The sequence below is a fragment of the Bradyrhizobium sp. CB1717 genome, assembly GCF_029714325.1.
Classification (GTDB): domain Bacteria; phylum Pseudomonadota; class Alphaproteobacteria; order Rhizobiales; family Xanthobacteraceae; genus Bradyrhizobium.
The window spans coordinates 4,162,324-4,181,381 of sequence record NZ_CP121666.1 but is presented as its reverse complement, the minus strand read 5'-3'; the positions used below and the strand labels follow the sequence as shown (position 1 = coordinate 4,181,381).

Genomic DNA, 19,058 nt, shown 5'->3' with positions numbered 1-19,058 from the left:
GGTGCTTTTGGGTAATTCACATGGGTAATTCTGCGACAGACAAGGCGGCGGTCCATCCGGCACCGCACGAGAAGATCAAGACGCTCGAGGAGCTGGGAGCGATCGCGCGCGCCGCACAGGCCGAGGGCCGCACCGTGGCGCTGTGCCACGGCGTGTTCGATCTGGTTCATCTCGGTCACGTCCGGCACATCCTGGCAGCGCGCAACGAGGCCGACGTGGTCATCGTGACCATCACCGCCGACCGTTTCGTCAACAAGGGCCCGGGACGGCCGATCTTTCCCGAGAACATGCGCGCCGAGATGCTGGCGGCACTCGGCACGGTCGACTGGGTCGCCATCAACCGGACCTCCAGCGCCGAGCCGATCCTCGACACCGTCCGCCCCGACATCTACGTGAAGGGCTCGGACTACGAAAATCCCGAGGATGACGTCACCGGCAAGATCGCGACCGAGCGCGAGGCCGTCGAGCGCCATGGCGGGCGCATCGTCTTCACGCGCGACGTGACCTTCAGCTCGTCGTCGCTGCTGAACCGCTATTTCGACATCTACGACCCTCCCCTGCGCGACTACCTCCAGAAGGTGCGCGAAGGCGGCGGCGCCGAACGCCTGCTGAAGCTGATCGACAAGATCCAGGACATGCACGTCGTGCTGGTCGGAGATACGATCATCGACGAGTACCAGTACGTCACCGCGCTCGGAAAGGCCTCGAAGGAGAACATCGTCGCGACCCTGTTCAAGAACCGGGAGCAATTCGCAGGCGGCGTGATCGCCGCGGCGAACCACGTCGCGAGCTTCTGCAAGTCGGTCGAGATCGTCACGACGCTCGGCGGCGACGACTATCCCGAAGAATTCCTTCGCGCGCATATCCGACAGAACGTCAAGCTGACGCCGATCCGCGTCGAAAACCGCCCCACCACCCGCAAGCTCCGCTACGTCGAGCTCGGCTACCTGCACAAGTTGTTCGAGGTCTACACCATGAACGACACGCCGGTCAGCGAGACCCAGCGGCAGGAGATCGACCGGGTCACCGCGGAGCGCGTGCGCGGCGCGGACGTGGTCATCGTCACCGATTTCGGCCACGGCATGATCGCGTCCAGCACGATTGACACGCTGATCGCGAATTCCAAGTTCCTGGCCGTCAACGCCCAGAGCAACAGCGGAAATCACGGCTACAATCTGGTCACCAAATATCCGCGGGCCGACTACATCTGCATCGACGCACCGGAAGCGCGGCTGGCCGCCACCGACAAGTTCAACGACATCGCCTCCGTGATCGAGAACGGCCTGCACGCCAAGATCGATTGCGACAACATGATCATCACGCACGGCTCCTTCGGCTGCTACCCGTTCTCGTCGAAGACCGGCGTCGCGCGTGTGCCCGCTTTCACCAAGACCGTCGTCGACACCGTCGGCGCCGGCGACGCCTTCCTGACGATCACGGCACCACTGGTTGCCGCCGGCGGCAATATCGAGGACGTCGCGTTCATCGGCAATGCGGCAGGCGCGATCAAGGTCGGTATCGTCGGCCACCGCAGCTCGGTCGAAAAGGCGCCGCTGGTCAAGTTCGTGACCGCGTTGTTGAAGTAGCGCAAAGAAGATTCTGGAGAACGACAGTGATTGATCAGAAATGGAACGTGATGGTCACCGGTGGCGCCGGCTATGTCGGCAGCGTGCTGGTTCCCCAGTTGCTCGCGGCAGGCCACAAGGTCACGGTGCTCGACCTGTTCATGTACGGTGAAAACGTCTTCGACGCCGTCCGTGACAACCCCAATTTGCGCCTGATCAAGGGCGACATCCGCGACGAGGCCGCGATCAACGAGGCGCTGCGCGGCAACAATGCGGTGATCCACCTCGCCTGCATTTCCAACGACCCCTCGTTCGAGCTCGATCCGACGCTCGGCAAGTCCATCAACTACGACTGCTTCCGGCCGATGGTGCGCGCGGCGAAGAAGGCCGGCATCAAGCGCTTCATCTACGCGTCCTCCTCCAGCGTCTACGGCATCAAGGACGAAGCCGAGGTGACGGAGGAGCTGTCCTGCGAGCCGCTCACCGACTATTCCAAGTTCAAGGCGATGTGCGAGACCGACCTCGCCGACGAAGCCGCATCCGGGTTCGTCACCTGCACCGTGCGTCCAGCCACCGTCTGCGGCTACGCACCGCGGCAACGGCTCGACGTCGTCGTCAACATCCTGACCAACCTTGCGGTCAACACCGGCCGCATCCGCGTGTTCGGCGGGACGCAGCGCCGGCCCAACCTGCATATCCAGGACATGTCGGCGGCCTATCTGTTCCTGCTCCAGCAGGACGACGCGAAGATCGACGGCAAGACCTACAATATCGGCTACGAGAACCACTCGCTGATGAAGATCGCCGACATCGTCAAGTCGGTGGTCGGCAATAACGTCGACATCGCGGTCGAGCCGACCGACGATCTGCGCTCGTATCACGTCTCTTCGGAAAAGATCCGCCGCGAGCTCGGATTTGCGCCGACCCACACGATCGAGCAGGCCGTGTCGGGTCTGGTGGACGCCTTCAAGACCGGCCGTCTGCCGAACTCGCTCAACGACCCCCGGTACTTCAACATCAAGATGATGCAGAATATCAGCCTGAAGTGAGCGGCGTGCGGATCGGCATCGATTTCGACAACACGATCATCTGCTACGACAAGGTCTTTGCCGCCGCGGCGCGTCAGCGCGACCTGGTGCCGGAGGGCTGGGAGGGGCTGAAGACCGATGTGCGGGATTACTTGAGATCCCGCACCGGCGGCGAGCTCGCCTGGCAAGGCCTGCAAGGCTTCGTCTACGGCAAGGGCATTGGCGGCGCCGAAATCTATCCGGGCGTGCGGGAATTCCTGGCGGCGTGCAGACAGGCCGGCGCGAAGGTGTACGTCGTCAGCCACAAGACCCGATTCGGTCATCAGGATCCGGACCGTACCGATTTGCGCGAAGCCGCGCGCGGCTGGCTGCGCGGAGCCGGCCTGATCGACGCCGCGGATGCGGCGGTGGCTGCCGGCGATGTCTACTTCGAGGACACGATGGCCGCCAAGGTCGACAGGCTCGTGAGCCTGAAGCTCGACATCTTCATCGACGATCTCGTCGAGGTCTTCGAGCAACCGCATTTCCCGAAGGGCACGCGATCGATCCTGTTCACGCGTTCGCAGTCCCCGCACCCCGGACATTGCAAGCCGATCGCGACGTGGACCGGCATCCGTAACGAAGTGTTTGCGGCATGAGCGAGCCTGACATCAGCGCAGCGGATGCGATGGCGCTCGGCAGCCGCCTGGCGGGCGCCCCGGTCGCGGCCGCCCAGCCGGCGCGGTCCGGCGGCAACAACCGGGTGTTTCGGCTCGAGATGGCAAAGGGCCCGCCCCTCGCCCTCAAGCATTATCCGTCCGACGGGCGCGATCGCCTGGGACAGGAATATGACGCGCTGTCGTTCCTGTCCCGCCACGGCATCATGTCGACACCGCACCCGGTCGCGAAGGATGCTGATGCGTTCTGCGCGCTGTATCAATGGTTCGACGGCGAGGCGGCGGTGCTGCGTCCCCAGGACGGCGATGCCGATCAGCTGGCCGATTTCCTGATCGAGCTGCAGAAACTGCGCGACGCCGACGGCGCGCAGAATTTGCGCGACGCCTCGGCCAGCATCTTCTCGCCCGAGGAGGCGATCGCCCAGTACGCGCAGCGCCTGGACGGACTGAGGCGGGCCTCGGACGATCATCCGGACCTGCGCGCATTCATCGACGGCAGCCTGGTGCCCAGCACGTCCATCGCGATCCGAAAGCTACGCCTGCGCTATACGGAACTCGGCCGGGATCCCGCAGCCGATCTTGCGCCCGCGCATCGCGCGTTGAGCCCGTCCGATTTCGGGCTGCACAATGCATTGCGCGGCGAAGACGGCCGGCTGCGATTCATCGACTTCGAGTATTTCGGCTGGGACGATCCGGTCAAGCTCGTGTCCGACACCGCGCTTCACCCCGGCAGCGATCTGCCCGAAGCCAAAGCAAATCGGTTGACCGAACGCCTCACGCAAGCTTTCGCGGCTAGGGATGACGCGTTTGCGATCCGTCGTGACGTACTGTATCCTGTGTTCGGGGCGATCTGGTGCCTGATTGTCCTGAATGCTTATTTGCCGGAAAGCCGCTCCCGACGCGCATTGGCCGCGCAAGGTGGCGATCTGACGGTCCGCCTTGCTGGTCAGCTCGACAAAGCGCGCCGGCTCCACCAAACGATTTGCCAACGTGATCCAGATCTCACCCCACGCTGAAGCCGCCCTCACCTGCACCCTGGACGAGCGCAGCCTTTATTTGCGCCGCCTGGTGCTCGGTTCTGTCCGTTCCGCGGGACGCGGACATGTCGGACCTGCCCTGTCGCTGATCGAGATGGTCCGCGTGCTCTACGACGACGTGTTGCGGATCGATCCGAAGAATCCGCGCGATCCCGATCGCGACCGCGCCATCCTCAGCAAGGGACACGGTTGCCTGGCGCTCTATGCGCTGCTGGCCGATCGCGGCTTCTTCCCGCTGTCGGAGCTCGACGGCTTCTGCGGCCCCGACAGCATCCTGGGCGGACATCCAGAATACGGCATGGTGCCGGGGGTCGAGGCATCGACCGGCGCACTCGGGCATGGCCTCTCGATCGGCGTCGGCCTTGCGCTTGCCGCACGCATGCGCGAGCGCAGCTACCGGACCTTCGTCCTGCTCGGCGACGGCGAGATCAACGAGGGATCGGTGTGGGAAGCTGCGATGGGCGCGGCCAAGCACGGGCTCGACAACCTCGTCGCGCTGATCGACTACAACAAGCTCCAGAGCTACGGGCCCACCGACTACGTGCTGCCGCTGGAGCCGCTTGCGGACAAGTGGCGCAGCTTCGGCTTCGCCGTGCAGGAGGTCAACGGCCACGACGTCGGCGCCCTGCGCACCGTGCTGAAGCAGGTCCCGGCCGTTGCAGGCAAACCCACCGCCGTCATCTGCCATACCGTCAAGGGCAAGGGACTTCCGGCTGCGGAATCCAACGCCGATTGGCATCACAAGAACAAGCTGACCGACAGCGAGCTCGACGCCATTCGCGTTGCTGTCGGCGATTTTTGATCGGCTCCCCATGCGCAACACCGCGATGAACATGGTCCACAAGCTCGCCGCGCGCGACGAGCGTGTGCTTTACATCGGCTCCGATCCCGGCGCCGGCACGCTGCGCGCGATGAGCAAGGAGTTTCCCAAGCGCCACCTGATCGAGGGCATCTCGGAAGCGCACATCATCGGCATGTCGGCCGGCCTCGCGATGGAGGGCTTCGTGCCCTACGTCAACACCATCGCGACCTTCCTGACGCGGCGCTGCTACGAGCAGGTCGCGGTCGATCTCTGCCTGCACAATCTGCCGGTGCGGCTGATCGCCAACGGCGGCGGCCTCGTCTATGCGCCACTCGGCCCCACCCACCAGGCGATCGAGGACATCGCCATCATGCGGGCGCTGCCGAACATGACGGTGATCTGCCCGTGCGACGCCGACGAGGCGGCGCGCATGATGGAGCAGACGCTGGACTGGAAGGGCCCGATCTACATCCGGCTCGGCAAGGGCGGCGACGCCGTCGTCTCCAAGGCCGAGCACGGCTTCGAGATCGGCAAGGCCATCCTGATGCGGCCGCCCGGCGACGTCCTCATGGTGACCACCGGCATCATGCTCCAGCGCGCCCTCGCCGCGGCCGACCTGCTGGCCGCGCAAGGCGTTCGCTGCGGTATCCTGCACATGCACACCGTGAAGCCGCTCGACACCGAGGCGCTGCTGCAGGCCGTGCGCGCCACACGCCTGCTGGTGACGCTCGAGGAGCACGTCCCCTCCGGCGGCCTCGGCAGCGCGGTCGCCGAGACGCTGATCGACAAGCTCGGATCCGGCCTGCCCGCCATGCTGCGGCTGTCGCTGCCGGATCGCTTCATGCACAATTACGGCTCGCAGGACTCGCTGCTGAAGAAGCACGGGCTCTCCGCCAACGCCATTGCGACCTCGATCGAGCATGCGCTCGCGGCGTCGCGCACCTCCTCTCCTCAACTCCATTCCACCTGACGGGTCACATGTACGACGTTCGATATTCCTATCTGCTCGAGCAATTCTCCGACCCCGCACCGATCCTCGCCGAGATCGGCCGACTGGTGGCGACCGGTGATTTCACCCTTGGCAAGCCCGTCGCCGAATTCGAGAAGCGCTTTGCCGAGCTGATCGGCGTGCGTCACGCCATTGGCGTGGGATCAGGCACCGATGCGCTCAAGCTGCCGCTCAAGGCGCTCGGCATCGGCCATGGCGACGAGGTCATCACCGCCGCCAACACCTTCATCGCCACGGTCGGCGCCATCGCCGAGACCGGGGCTACGCCCGTGCTGGTCGACTGCGACGACTCCTTCTGCATGAATGTCGACCAGGTCGAGGCCGCCATCACCAAGAAGACCAAGGCGATCATGCCGGTGCAGTTGACCGGCGAGGTCACCGACATGGGCAAGCTGATGGCGATCGCCCAGCGCCACAACCTCCCCGTGGTCGAGGATGCCTGCCAGGGCATTCTGTCCGAGTTTGCCGGCAAGCGTTCCGGCACTCACGGCATCGCGGCCGGCTTCTCCCTGCATCCGCTCAAGAACCTCAACGTCTGGGGCGATGCCGGTGTCGTCGTCACCAATGACGACGGCATGAACGAGAAGCTCCGCCTGATCCGCAACCACGGCATGAAGAACCGCGACGAGATCGCGATCCTCGGCTGCAATTCACGGCTCGATTCCTTGCAGGCCGTGGTCGGCAACTGGCTGATCGGCCAGACCAGCGAGATCACGCGCCGCCGGATCGAGAACGCGGCCTATTACGATGCGGGCCTTGCCGGCCTGCCGGGCCTGCGCGTTCCGCCGCGCCGTCCCAACGTGAAGCACGTCTATCATCTCTACATGGTGTTCGCCGAACGCCGCGACGAGCTCTACCAGTACTGCCTGGACAACGGCATCGAGGCCAAGATCCACTATCCGATCCCGCTGTATCAGCAGGAGGGCCTCAAGCATCTCGGTTACGCGCCGGGCACGTTCCCGGTCACCGACCGCCATGCCAAGGAAGTCATCAGCTTCCCCGTCGATCAGCACCTGACGCGCGCCCAGCAGGACCGCGTCATCGAGACCGTCCGGAAGTTCTGCCATGGACGCTGACACCGGCCGCCGGCGCATCGGTTACGTCAATCTTCCCGCGCAGTTCGAGGAAGAGCGCGCCGAGATCATGCAGGCGGTCGAGGGCGTGTTCTCCCGCGGCGATTTCATCGGCGGCGCGGCGGTCGGAAAGCTCGAGGAGGAGCTCTCCTCCTATCTCGGCTCGCCGCATGTGGTGACGCTGAATTCCGGCACCGATGCGCTGATCCTCGCCATGCGCGCGCTCGACATCGGCCCCGGCGACGAGGTAATCACCCCGCCGAATTCGTTCGTGGCATCGACGGCCGCGATCATCGCGGTCGGCGCGACGCCGGTGTTTGCGGACGTGCTGCCGGACCAGAACATCGATCCCGCCGCCGTCGAGGCCGCCGTCACGCCGCGGACCAAGGCGATCATGCCGGTACACCTGACCGGGCGCATGGCCGACATGAACCCGCTGATGGCGCTCGCGAGCAAGCACGCTCTCGCCGTGATCGAGGACAGCGCGCAGGCCGTGGGCTCGACCTATGACGGGCGCATGAGCGGCACGATCGGAACGTTCGGCTGCTTCTCGGCGCATCCGCTGAAGAATCTCAATGCCGCAGGCGATGCCGGCTTCCTCGTCACCGCCGACGCAGAGATGGCCGCGCGCATTCGCCGCCTGCGCAATCACGGCCTGATCAACCGCAGCGACGTCCAGGAATGGGGCCTCGTGTCGCGGCTCGACACGCTGCAGGCCGACGTGCTGCGCATTCGCCTGCGCCACTTGCCCTCGGTGATCGAGCGCCGCCGCCGCAACGCCGCGCAATACCGCGCCGAGCTCGCAGGGCTGCCGCTGTTCATTCCGCCCTGCCGCAACATCGAGTTCAACACCTTCCACACCTTCGTCGTGCAGACCGACCGTCGCAACGATTTCCAGAAATATCTTGCCGACAAGGGCATCGAGACCGCGATCCACTATCCGGTCCCGATCCACCTCCAGCCGGCCGCAGCGCATCTGGGTCACGGCCGCGGAGCGTTTCCGGTCACCGAGCGGCAGGCGAACCAGATCCTCACGCTCCCCATCAACCAGTTCCTCTCGGCCGCCGATATCAGCTATATCTGCGCGACCGCGCGGGAGTACTTCGCATGACGGATACGGACTTCCTCCAGGCCGATGAGCAGGCGCTGGCGCAGCGCTTCATCGACAACGGTTTCGTCACCACGCCGGCCGACGACCGTGCCGGGCTCGACCGGATCCAGCGGCGCGCCGCTGAACTCGCCGCCGACTTTCTGAAGCTGCCGCACAGCAACGATCCCTATGCGATGCTCGACGGCATCCATACGCGCGTGAGCGTCGACGATCTCAACGGCCTGCGGCTGCACGTCTTCAACGGCCTCAACGCCGAGCCCTGGTTCCGCCCGACCTATTTCCGCCTGGCACGCTCGACGATCGAAACCATCGTCGGCAACGAGCTCTGCATGCAGCGCCGCGTCAATCTCAGCATCCAGATGCCCGGCGACGATTCCTCCCTGCTCGCCACCCATTCCGACGTCTGGTCGGGCGACTCGCCGTTCGAGGTCGTGGTGTGGGTGCCGCTGGTGGACGTCCACCGCACCAAGGCGATGTATCTGCTGCCGCCGTCGCTGAACGGCGACATGCAGGATCGGATGGCAAGCCTGCGCAGCGCCGAGGAACTGTACAAGACGATCAAGCCGCACGCGACCTTCATCGAGATTCCCTACGGTCACGTGATGCTGTTCAACCAGACCCTGATGCACGGCAATCGCGTCAACGAAGAGCCGGGCACGCGCTGGAGCATGAACTGCCGGTTCAAGAGCATCATGTCGCCCTACGCGGACAAGCGCTTCGGCGAGTTCTTCGAGCCGATCCTGCTGCGCCCGGCGACGCGGGTCGGCATGCAATACAAGCTGCCGGGAGGCTTCCATGGCTGAGCGAGCCGGCCATCGCGGCTACATCGGGGCGCGGCCGCTGAACGGCAGCCGCTCCCCGCAGCACGTCCAGAACATCGTCATCCGCGACTACGCGCGGCGCAAGAACCTGCAGTATCTGCTCAGCGCCGTCGAGCACATCATGCCCGGCAGCTACATGGTGCTCGAGGACATCCTCGACGAGTTGCCCCGCCTGAATGGCCTGATCCTCTACAGCATCTTCATGTTGCCGCCCGACGAGGCACGGCGACGGGAGATCTACGACCGCGTGCTGCGCGAGGGCTGCGATCTGCACGCGGCCGTGGAGGAGATCACGCTCTCGTCGCCGAAGGACATCCAGGCGGTCGAGGACATCCTGCTCGTCAACAAATTCGCGACCATCCTGTGACGATACCGCGATCCGGTTAACGACCATGGCCGAGGTCAACCTGCTCCAGCCGATGCACGCGTCGACCAAGCGGAACTACGTTCAGCGCGTGGTCGAGCATGACAAGGCGGAATCGGCGACGGTTGCACGGCAGTGGGGACGCGACTACTGGGACGGCGACCGGCGCTACGGCTATGGCGGTTATCGCTATGACGGACGGTGGCGTCCGCTCGCCCAGACCCTGATCGACCGCTATGGCATCAAGCCCGGCATGAGCGTGCTCGATGTCGGCTGCGGCAAGGGCTACCTGCTCTATGAGTTCAGCCAGCTCGTCCCTGATCTCACCATCGCCGGCATCGACATCTCCGCCTACGGCATCGCCAACGCCAAGGAGGAGGTGCGGCCGCAGTTGAAGGTCGGCAGCGCCGTCGAGCTCCCCTACTCCGACCACAGCTTCGATCTCGTGGTGTCGCTCGGCGTGCTGCACAACCTTCCGCTCGAGGACGTCTTCCGCGCGGTGAGCGAGATCGAGCGGGTCGGACGCGGCACCGCGAAATACCTGATGGTGGAATCGTTCCGCAACGAGCGCGAGAAGGCGAACCTCCTCTACTGGCAGCTCACCTGCCTGAGCTTCCACGGCCCGCAAACATGGGCCTGGATCTATGACAAATGCGGCTATCGGGGCGACCATGGGTTCATCTTCTTCGAATGAGACGGCGCGTTCGCGCACGCCGACTTCGCTCCGTGCGCAGAACCCGGAAGTCTACTATTCCGACGACGCCATCGTCACCGCGGACGATGCCACGATCGGCGAGCTGAAGCGCATCGCCGCCGGCAACCCGCGGCTGCGCAGCCGCCTCTGCACGCATCCCGATCCCTCCTCCGGCCTGCACGAGATGCTGATCGTGCATCACCGCGAGGCCTATGTCCGGCCCCACAAGCATCTTGGCAAACCTGAATCGTTTCACGTGATCGAGGGCACCGCGCAGGTCGTGATCTTCGAGGACGACGGCCGCATTCGCGATGTGCTCGAGATGGCGCCCTACGGCCAGGGCAAACGCTGCTACTACCGCATGCCGGAAAAGGTCTTCCACTCGATCCTGATCACCTCGGAATGGCTGGTGTTCCACGAAACCACCGCCGGCCCGTTCGATCCGGCCCGCACAGAATTTCCCGACTGGGCACCGGATGGCAGCGACGCTGCCGCCGTGCAGGACTACGTGGCGAGGATGGGCGCGCTCGCCACCGAGCATCTGGCGAGAAAATAGACTCCGACCGCTATCGCTGCTCGACGATCCCGCCGCGAATGATCGAGGACGACACCAGCCAATGAAGCCGCCTGCAAAAGCACTGGTTACTCTGGCCAAGTTCGCTGTCTCGATCGGTATTCTCGTATTGTTGCTGCGTGCCCAGGATTTGTCGTCCCTGAAAGCCGATCTTCTCGCTGTCAAATTGGACATGCTGGCACTTGCAGTGCTGCTGCTGTTCCTCCAGACGTTCGTGCTCTGTCACCGCTGGATCCTGATCCTCCGCGCCATGAACGTGCTCCTGGATTGGCTGCCCGGCTGGCGCATTCTCATCATCAGCACCTTCTTCAATCAGGTGCTGCCCGCGGGCGGTGACGCGGTCCGCATCTGGATGCTGCGGCGTCACGGCGTTCAATGGTCGCCAACCATCAGCAGCATCGTGGCCGATCGCTTCCTCGCCCTGTTGGCGCTTGGTGTCGTCATATTGGCAGGAATGCCGTTCCTGCTGTCACGAGTCAGCGATAATTCGCTCCTGTTTGCGATTCTCATCGTTCTCGTGGTCGCGTGTTTCGGCCTGATCGCCCTGCTCACGCTGGATCGCTGGCCGCCCCGCATCATCACGGCCCTGCCGGACCGGATCGTGCAGTTTGCAATGCTGGTCAGGGCTCCACTGGCGGCTGAAGGGCGCGGGACGTTGATCACGGCTGCCATCATCATCCACCTGATCACGATCGCAGCCTGTTACGTCCTCGCGATCGGCCTCGACGCGCCACTCTCCCCGCTTAGTGCATTCGTTCTTATTCCGCTTGTCATTCTGTCGTCCGCGGTTCCGATCTCGATCGGAGGCTGGGGCGTGCGAGAAGGCGCAATGGTTGCTGCGCTTGGCCTGACCGGGATCGCATCCGACAAGGCGCTCGCGATATCGGTTTTGCTCGGCCTCGGCGGCCTGATCGTGGGACTGTTCGGCGGCCTGGTGTGGCTAGTCGCACCGGAGCGCGCCAATTTCAGCACGGACCACGCAAGGGCCGTCGCCGAACGGACTGACGCCGCATCGGTTTAGCAATGGGCAACAGCGGACAAGATCAAGCTATGGGAGCTGCCAAGGTGCACTTGCCCACCAGCCTTGAGGCGTGGCTGTGGCGCGTGCTTATCTTCGCGCCGGCCGCTGTTTCGATCTGGTGCCTAAATCGGCCCGATACTTACCGAGCGCTGGTGTTCGAGGGCGGTTGGGTAACGCGATTCAACGTTATCGCCTGGATCATCCTGACACCGTATCTTGGCTGGCTCGTCATGGCGACCGGCCGCCTGACGTTCTCCCTCATCAAGCACGAATCCGCTCGGCTCGTCGACGAATTCTTCGTCGGCGCGGCCACGCTAATATTGACGGGATTTGGGTTCGGCGTTCTGTCACTTCTATATCCGCAAATCGTGCTCGGGTTATCGATCGCTATTCTCTTGTGGGATATGCGGAGCGTCTGGAGACCGCAGAAGCTCGCGCTTGCTCTCCCGCTGATCGCGACATCGCTGCTCGGTCTTTGGCTTCTGGCAACGGTGTTTCTGGATCGCGCCGTCATACCTGACGTCATTTCGACCGACGTTCAGCAGCTCTATGCGCCCTATCTTGCGGAGGTCGCGAGAAATCACAGCATCTGGCTTGCGGACGACAACCCCATCTTTTCCGACTTCGAGATCGGCCACGGAAACGGGCTGCATTTGTGGCTGGCGACGTTTCTGCCTCCGCACGTCGCCCAGATCATTTCATTTCTCTACTTCGTCGGTATCGGTGCGGTCATTTTCGAGCTCGCCCGCCTCATTCTGCCATTGCAGTTTCTGGGACGGCGGTGGCAAGCCGCAACGGTACCGATTGCACTCGGCCTGGCAATTCTCGGCCTTGCTTGGCCCAGGACCATGCCGAGCGTCACCCCCGGTCTCCACACCATGGAGTTCGGAAAGTACCACCTTCAGACAGCGGCGTTCTTCGTCTATTTCCTGCTGGTTGTCATTCGGTCCTCCCAGGATCGAGACAGGCTTGCCGCCGGCATTTGCGCCTTTGCCGTTGCCGCTTCCTATCCGCTCTACGTCGCGCTTGTCTTCTTGATTTCGGCGTTGGGAGTGCTCGCTAAGGCGCTTCAGCGCGACCTATCCGGCGTCATGACAGGCGCGCTGCTCGGAGTGGGAGCGATCGCTGGGTGCACACTGGCCTTCTCTTTCAACTATCTTTACCTCGGAATCCCGGCAACCAACCCATACTCGCTGTTTCGGAGCGTCGCATCGGTAGAGCGCTTCTCGCAATTCGGCAGCCTCGATATTCTAGACTACTTTGTGCTGGCGCAGTCGCTGGAGGTCAGCGACTTCCTCGGCAAGGCGGGCTTGTTCGCTTTCTTCAAGCAGATCAAGTCCGTTCTCCTGGTTGCTATTCTTCTCGCGACGACGACTTTGGCCGTAGCTTTCATCGACTGGAAGCTGTTTCCCGATCGCTCCGACATCTCGAAGTCGCGGACGCTGCCCAATCCCGCTGGGGCTTTCATCGTTATCGCCTACTTAGCCAGCGTCCGGCTTCTGGATATGACCTTGAACATTCCGAGCCTGACCAGACTATCCATTCATGCCACCGCACTAATCCCGCTTGCGACCGTCGCAATCGCCTGTTGGGGGCTACTCATCGTTCGGCGACTGACCCCGATTTGGTTCGCCGGGCGCCACGCTCCTGATGTAGCTGTCCTGGCGCTCTTGATCGCCTGCGCCTGGACGACCGCTTCGTATCCGTGGCGCAGCTTCAGGGATGACGGTGCCATCGCTTTTGCGACCGGGCGCCCGCTTCGCCAGATGCCGCGTGTTGAGGTGGACTGGCAACGATGTAACGTGCTGCAGCAATCGACGGGCTCTGATCGCATTCTGCCCCTCAACGGCTATCGCGCGATGGTGCCATGCTATTTCTCGCCCCTGCTCACGCGCGGCAAGGTCATTCATACCTATCAGAGCGATGTCGCGCGCAATTTCGAAAAGATCGCGCTGGGGACTGCAGATACGGCAGAGTCCGCACTTCGTGCGTTGAAAGTGAATCTCTTTTACGTCCAGAAGGAGAATTGCGATTTTTGGCTGAATGGGTTCTCTGATCTCTTCCAGAAAGACGAACTGGCGAAGCGCTTTACTGTTCGCATCGAGACCCCGGACTACTGGCTGTTGACGTGGCAGAATGGCGATCAACCGATGAGTCCAGATGCTGAGACCGAAATCTCGACGCTACGAGCGAGATCGAAAGATATCTACCGGGAAGCTTATGGCGTGGAACCATTTGAAGCAATCAAGCACCGTCTGCCATCAAACAACACGCGCAGAGATCTCAAGCTTCTCGAGCAACTCTCTAAGTGCCGCTGAAGGGTTGCCAATTTGACGGCGGGACGCGATCCTGCACGGAGATTTCAGATGCATTTCAGTAGATTCCTGTCTTGGGGCGAGCCCCGCTGGCAAACGAGTGCGCGCGCCGCCTTGATGACAGCTCCCTTCCTCATCGCCGCGGTCGGCCTTTTGGTGAAGATTCCTCCCGAGGTCCAATTTTTCAGTGGCGGCTTCCTTACAGCGTGGAACAGCTTGTGTCTCGCTATCCTCGCTCCCTATGTCGCTCTCGCGTTTGTCGGAATGGGGGCCCTGCTCGTTAGCCCGCTCGCCGACGAGGATATCTACCTCGACACCGCCGACTTGCTCGTGCTGCAATTCTTCGGCGGCGCGGCTCTCTGCAGCCTGATTGGCGTTTGCCTCGGTGCGGCCGGGTTGCTCTTCCCGTGGATCACCGTCCCATTCCTGACGGCGATCGTAGCCTGCTACCTTGCGCGGCAGCTGGCTCGACCATCCCGCGGCCATTGGACACTATTTACGGCAGCCGAATGGCTGCTGGTCGGGCTGCTGGGTTTATCCGCCCTCGTACTCCTGCTCGTGAAGGGCGTTGTGCTCGACGCGACCCGCGGTGATATTCCACAGCTCTATCTTCCGCTTCTCGCCGATCTGCAGAACCGGCATACTCTTTGGCTCAATCCCGACGAACCGAAGCTGTTCTGGTTTCTGCTCGGCCGCGGCCATGGGGCCGATATGTTGCTTGTGAGCTTCGCAGGTCCGATGGCTCATCAAGTCCTTTCCGTTGTTTACTTGCTATCCATCACGGCATTGGTCCATCGCGTCGCAGCGCGACTCACAACGGGCTGGATATTGCCGGGCTGCGCGACCCTGATCGCAATGTGGTCGAGCTTTATCGGACTGGAAACTGGACGCTTTCACTACGAGACAGGAGCCTTCCTCCTGTTTGTATGTTGGGCCGGGCTGCTCTATGCCACCACAAAGATTCGCGTGATCTTCCGCGCCTTGGTGCCGGCCGTTATATCCATCGCGATCATGATCCCCCAAGCGGCGATCATCGCCGCAGCATTCTTGATGGCGGGAGCGGGAGCCGGCTGGTTCGCTCACGGCCCACGCGGTATGGTGCGGCCGCTCGTGGTGGCCACAATCGGCCTTGGCACAGCGGCTCTCAGCCTCCTGGTCAATCAGATCTATCTCGGCATCGCCGAGGTGAATCCGATCGGCGTGTTCATGCCTCTCATCAACGTCGAGCGCTTTCGTCAAATCTCCAGCTTGGACCTCATGGTCTACGTGAACAACGCGCAGGGCATCAAATATGCCGGATTTTCGATGCTCGACGTCGTGGCCGCTGCGCATCGCTTCTGGACGGTGCTCTCCGGCTTGTTTTTCGCGGCGAACTTCTGGGCATACCCTGTCTTCATTGTCGCATGCGCCGCCTTGCTTGGCGTGCGGCGACCACAGGGGAACGGCCCCTTCGCCATCGGCCTGGCTCTCTCTCTACTCGCCGTAGTTTGCCTCATCACTCTCACTTCGCATGGTAGTCTCGAGCGCATGCTCGCTTTCCGGTCGGTCGCAACGCCTCTGATTGCCATTGCAGTGATAGTGCCCCTTGCCGGCGTCTTTCGGCGGTACCGATTGCAAGACCATGTCGGCTCCCTGCCTGCTGCGACAATTGCGATCTGTCTGGCGGCCTTGGTTGCAACCGTGGTGGCAAGGTCGCAGGGCGAGATAACCCGGGCGCGCGTCGGGGGTGCCTTGGCATATGTCACCGGTCGCATCGGTTTGGTTGGCACCTCCCCTTCCTTTGACGATCTAGATCCTCGCCGCTGTCTGGAGGTCTCACGCCACGTTGCGCCGGGCTGGCACATCCTGCCCGTCAATTCCGCTCTGCGCTTCCTGCCGACCTGCGCCGAATCCCCACTCCTGCCATCCGGCCGGGTGGTCGACACCCTGCATCCGGTGTTCCTGCCTGACTATGGAGACGTTCTGCTCGGACCGCCTCCGCTCAGCATCGCCGCTTTGCGCCGGCACGAAGTGAATGCCTTTTACATCGAGAGCAACAGGCTCGATTTCTGGGCACACGGGCAGAGCCCGCTTTTTGATCCAGATAGCATGCAGCGCAATCTAGACGTGCTCCATGTCGGAGCCGACTACATATTGCTGACGTGGAAGGGTTTGGGAGTCCAAATGAGCGACGCACAAGTTGCGGCAATCACCGAGCTGCGGAACCGTAGTCGTGTAACCGGAGGAAGCAAAGAGTATTGGGAGGGTATTGCAGTGCTTGCCGCATGGCGATCCCGGCAACACTCTACCAAGCATGAAGAATAGCGCCTTGCGGATGTGCCGCATGGCAAGGTGACGCCGACGGGTTCGCGAGGCCGGCCTCACGCAAGATTGTCACGGCAAAATCCCGTCGAATCGGCTCTTTTTTTCACGCGTCCGTCTATCGGATAGGGTACTTGCGAACAGTGCGGGATCTTAACTTATCAATTGAGGTGAACGCTGGGGCCCTATATAGCCGTACAATGCCAGTTGCGGGCCGTAATGGCTCGGGGCCACAACTTCAGAACTTTTCCTGCAAAGAGCTAGACCCGTGACCGATCATTGCCGCCTCTGCCATTCGACCGACCTGCGACCAGTCATCGACCTCGGAATGATGCCGATTGCGCATCGGCTTCGACACAGCCGGAACGAGCAGGACGAACGGTACCCGTTCGAGGTGCTCGCCTGCGGCGAGTGCGGTCTGCCCCAGATCGTCAAGCCGATCGATCCCGACATCCTGTATCGGCAGTTCAACTACAATTTCAGCAGCTGGAAGCCTGAGCCGCATCAGGTCGACGAGCTCGATACGATCGCGAAATTCTCGAGCCACCAATCCGTGTTCGAGATCGGCTGCAACGACGGCCTGTTCATGGACAAGCTTCGCGAGCGCGGCACCAAGGTCATGGTCGGTGTCGAGCCGAATCCGGTGTCGGGCAAGATCGCCCGCGAGCGCGGCATCAAGGTCTATGCCGACATGCTCAGCCCTGAGATGGCCCACGACGCGGTCGCTCAGTCCGGCAAGTTCGACCTCGTCATCTCGCGCCAGGTGCTCGAGCACATCGTCGATTTCGAGAACTTCTTCGCCTGCGTGAAGATCGCGCTGAAGGAGGACGGGCTGCTGTTCATCGACGTGCCCGATTTCGCACCCGGGTCGACGGCAGGCGATCTCTCGGTGCTCTGGGAGGAGCACGTCAGCTACTTCACCGAGCCGACGCTGGTCGCGCTGCTCGCGCGCCACGGCTTCGAAACGGTGTCCGTGAAGAAATACAATTTCAGCGGCGGCAGTCTCGCGATCGCCGCCCGCCGTGCCACGGGCCCGGTCACGGCGCCGCCCGCGCCCGCCGGCGTCGGTGAGAAATTCGGTCAGCGCGCCAGGGAGTACGGCGCCCGCCTGCGGCCGATCCTCGCCAAGGCCCGCGCGAGCGGCGCCGAGATTGCCATCTACGGCGCGGGCTGCCGCGCCTGCACTTTCACCAACGCGCACGAACTGGCGGATCTCGTCGACGTCTCGGTCGACGACCAGAAAGAGCGCCAGGGACTGTTCCTGCCCGGCACCGGCATACCGATCCGCTCGCCCGACGACTTCGCCGGCAAGTCTGATCCGCTCGTCTGCCTGCTCGCCGTGAACCAGGAGAACGAGGCCAAGGTGAGCAGCCGGCTGCGCGAGAACGTGAAGCGGCCGCTGCATATCGTTTCCATCTTCGCGCCCTCCGACATCTGGAGCGAGCTCGACAAGCTCGAGGCGGCGCTTGGGACGCGGCATGGCTGAGGACAAGCTCTTCAACTACTACGAACGTCAGGACGTCCTGCCGACGTTCGGGAATTTCAAATCGGCCGCCGAACTCGACGCATATGCCAGCCAGCGGCGCGAGCTGTTTTCGGACAAGCTCGTGCTGCCGCCGCGGCTGTTCCGCGATGCCGAGGTGCTCGAGTTCGGTCCTGATTCCGGTGAGAACGCGCTGGTGTTTGCCGGCTGGGGCGCGAACATGACGCTCGCCGAACCGAACCGGCATGCGCATCCGAAAATTGAGGCCTATTTCGCGCATTTCGGCCTGACCGATCGTCTGCGCGAACTCGCGCTGGCCGACGTCGAGGGGTTTCACAGCGACCGGCGTTTCGACATCATCGATGCCGAAGGTTTCATCTACACGGTGCAGCCGAGCGAAAAATGGCTCGGCATCTTCCACCGGCTGCTCAATCCGGACGGTTATGCCGTCGTTTCCTATTACGAACGATATGGCGGCTTCTTCGAGCTCGCGCTCAAGGCGATCCATGCCGCGGGCAAGGCTCTGACGGGCCGACCGGCGCTGGAAACGGCGAAGTCGCTGTTCGAGGCGAAGTGGAACAGCATTCCGCACACCCGCAGCTTCGAATCCTGGCTGATGGACGTGCTCGAAAATCCGTTCGTCCGATACCGGTATTTCCTCGATTCGGGCGCCCTCTGCACGGCGGCGCATGAGCAGGGGTTCGACATCCATTCGGCATGGCCCGCCTATCGTGACAGCCTGGACGTCTACTGGCACAAGAAGGTCCTGCCGGCGGACGAGAAGCTGCGTCGCGCGACGCGCCACCTCGACCGCAGCCGCCTGAGCTTCCTCGGCGGACGGAAGCTTTATCTGGTCGGCCAGGCCGACGCGGTGAGCGCGATCTCGGCTTCGATCGAAGCGCTGGTGCTCGATGTCGACAGGATGATCGACGAGCCCTTCGGCGACAGCCTGCCGCGCGTGATCGCGAGCCTCGCTTCGTTGCGCGAGACGATCCTGACGACAGACATTCTCGCCGACGATGCTTCCGACATCGAAGCCATCACGGCGACGCTCGACAGCTTCCATCGCATCTTCAGCGCGATCGGGCGGCGCGATGCGTCCGCGATCACCGCCCTCACCCAGTCAGACCCGGCGTTCATCAACACCTGGGGTCAGCCGGCGCATTTCCTCGTCGTCCGGAAGCGCCTCGAGGGATCCTAGCCA

The 19,058-nt window shown here is 63.0% G+C and carries 17 protein-coding genes; all 17 read left to right on the top strand.

The genetic code is table 11. From position 1 onward, the window contains the following. Positions 1 to 20: 20 nt before the first annotated feature. Entirely contained in the window at positions 21 to 1,586 is a 1,566-nt protein-coding gene (locus QA649_RS19820) for a PfkB family carbohydrate kinase (RefSeq protein WP_283025660.1), read from the top strand. Between the two features lie 26 nt (positions 1,587 to 1,612). Then, on the top strand, positions 1,613 to 2,614 hold the full coding sequence (locus tag QA649_RS19815; RefSeq protein ID WP_283025659.1) for an SDR family oxidoreductase: 1,002 nt from the start codon (positions 1,613 to 1,615) through the stop codon (positions 2,612 to 2,614). Between the two features lie 5 nt (positions 2,615 to 2,619). Continuing rightward, a complete protein-coding gene (locus QA649_RS19810) occupies positions 2,620 to 3,231 on the top strand; it encodes a hypothetical protein (RefSeq protein ID WP_283025658.1) in 612 nt (203 codons plus the stop codon). Continuing rightward, entirely contained in the window at positions 3,228 to 4,265 is a 1,038-nt protein-coding gene (locus QA649_RS19805) for a phosphotransferase (protein ID WP_283025657.1), read from the top strand. The genes QA649_RS19810 and QA649_RS19805 overlap by 4 nt, the downstream gene beginning before the upstream one ends. Further along, a complete protein-coding gene (locus QA649_RS19800; RefSeq protein WP_283025656.1) occupies positions 4,240 to 5,088 on the top strand; it encodes a transketolase in 849 nt (282 codons plus the stop codon). Before QA649_RS19805 ends, QA649_RS19800 begins: the two co-directional genes overlap by 26 nt. 10 nt (positions 5,089 to 5,098) lie before the next feature. Then, complete coding sequence (locus QA649_RS19795) at positions 5,099 to 6,058, top strand: transketolase C-terminal domain-containing protein (protein WP_283025655.1); 960 nt, start codon at positions 5,099 to 5,101, stop codon at positions 6,056 to 6,058. An 8-nt stretch (positions 6,059 to 6,066) separates the two neighbouring features. Beyond that, on the top strand, positions 6,067 to 7,173 hold the full coding sequence (locus tag QA649_RS19790; protein WP_028141025.1) for a DegT/DnrJ/EryC1/StrS family aminotransferase: 1,107 nt from the start codon (positions 6,067 to 6,069) through the stop codon (positions 7,171 to 7,173). Beyond that, complete coding sequence (locus tag QA649_RS19785; protein ID WP_283025654.1) at positions 7,163 to 8,281, top strand: DegT/DnrJ/EryC1/StrS family aminotransferase; 1,119 nt, start codon at positions 7,163 to 7,165, stop codon at positions 8,279 to 8,281. Before QA649_RS19790 ends, QA649_RS19785 begins: the two co-directional genes overlap by 11 nt. Beyond that, positions 8,278 to 9,084, top strand: coding sequence for a sporadic carbohydrate cluster 2OG-Fe(II) oxygenase (locus tag QA649_RS19780; protein WP_283025653.1), 807 nt, complete (start codon positions 8,278 to 8,280; stop codon positions 9,082 to 9,084). Before QA649_RS19785 ends, QA649_RS19780 begins: the two co-directional genes overlap by 4 nt. Beyond that, positions 9,077 to 9,469 carry an LIC12192 family sporadic carbohydrate cluster protein gene (locus tag QA649_RS19775; protein WP_283025652.1) on the top strand — a complete coding sequence of 131 codons (393 nt, stop codon included), beginning with the start codon at positions 9,077 to 9,079 and terminating at the stop codon, positions 9,467 to 9,469. The genes QA649_RS19780 and QA649_RS19775 overlap by 8 nt, the downstream gene beginning before the upstream one ends. Before the next feature lie 25 nt (positions 9,470 to 9,494). Next, a complete protein-coding gene (locus QA649_RS19770) occupies positions 9,495 to 10,160 on the top strand; it encodes a class I SAM-dependent methyltransferase (RefSeq protein WP_283025651.1) in 666 nt (221 codons plus the stop codon). Further along, the gene (locus QA649_RS19765) at positions 10,138 to 10,716 is read left to right on the top strand and encodes a WbuC family cupin fold metalloprotein (protein ID WP_283025650.1); all 579 of its coding nucleotides are present in this window, start codon (positions 10,138 to 10,140) and stop codon (positions 10,714 to 10,716) included. The genes QA649_RS19770 and QA649_RS19765 overlap by 23 nt, the downstream gene beginning before the upstream one ends. 61 nt (positions 10,717 to 10,777) lie before the next feature. Beyond that, positions 10,778 to 11,755 (top strand): lysylphosphatidylglycerol synthase transmembrane domain-containing protein, encoded by a 978-nt coding sequence (locus QA649_RS19760; protein ID WP_283025649.1) that lies wholly within the window; start codon positions 10,778 to 10,780, stop codon positions 11,753 to 11,755. Between the two features lie 29 nt (positions 11,756 to 11,784). Next, complete coding sequence (locus QA649_RS19755) at positions 11,785 to 14,073, top strand: hypothetical protein (protein WP_283025648.1); 2,289 nt, start codon at positions 11,785 to 11,787, stop codon at positions 14,071 to 14,073. A gap of 48 nt (positions 14,074 to 14,121) precedes the next feature. Further along, on the top strand, positions 14,122 to 16,374 hold the full coding sequence (locus tag QA649_RS19750) for a hypothetical protein (RefSeq protein ID WP_283025647.1): 2,253 nt from the start codon (positions 14,122 to 14,124) through the stop codon (positions 16,372 to 16,374). A 265-nt stretch (positions 16,375 to 16,639) separates the two neighbouring features. Further along, the gene (locus tag QA649_RS19745) at positions 16,640 to 17,857 is read left to right on the top strand and encodes a class I SAM-dependent methyltransferase (protein ID WP_283025646.1); all 1,218 of its coding nucleotides are present in this window, start codon (positions 16,640 to 16,642) and stop codon (positions 17,855 to 17,857) included. Further along, positions 17,850 to 19,055 carry a class I SAM-dependent methyltransferase gene (locus QA649_RS19740; protein ID WP_283025645.1) on the top strand — a complete coding sequence of 402 codons (1,206 nt, stop codon included), beginning with the start codon at positions 17,850 to 17,852 and terminating at the stop codon, positions 19,053 to 19,055. Before QA649_RS19745 ends, QA649_RS19740 begins: the two co-directional genes overlap by 8 nt. Positions 19,056 to 19,058: the final 3 nt, after the last annotated feature.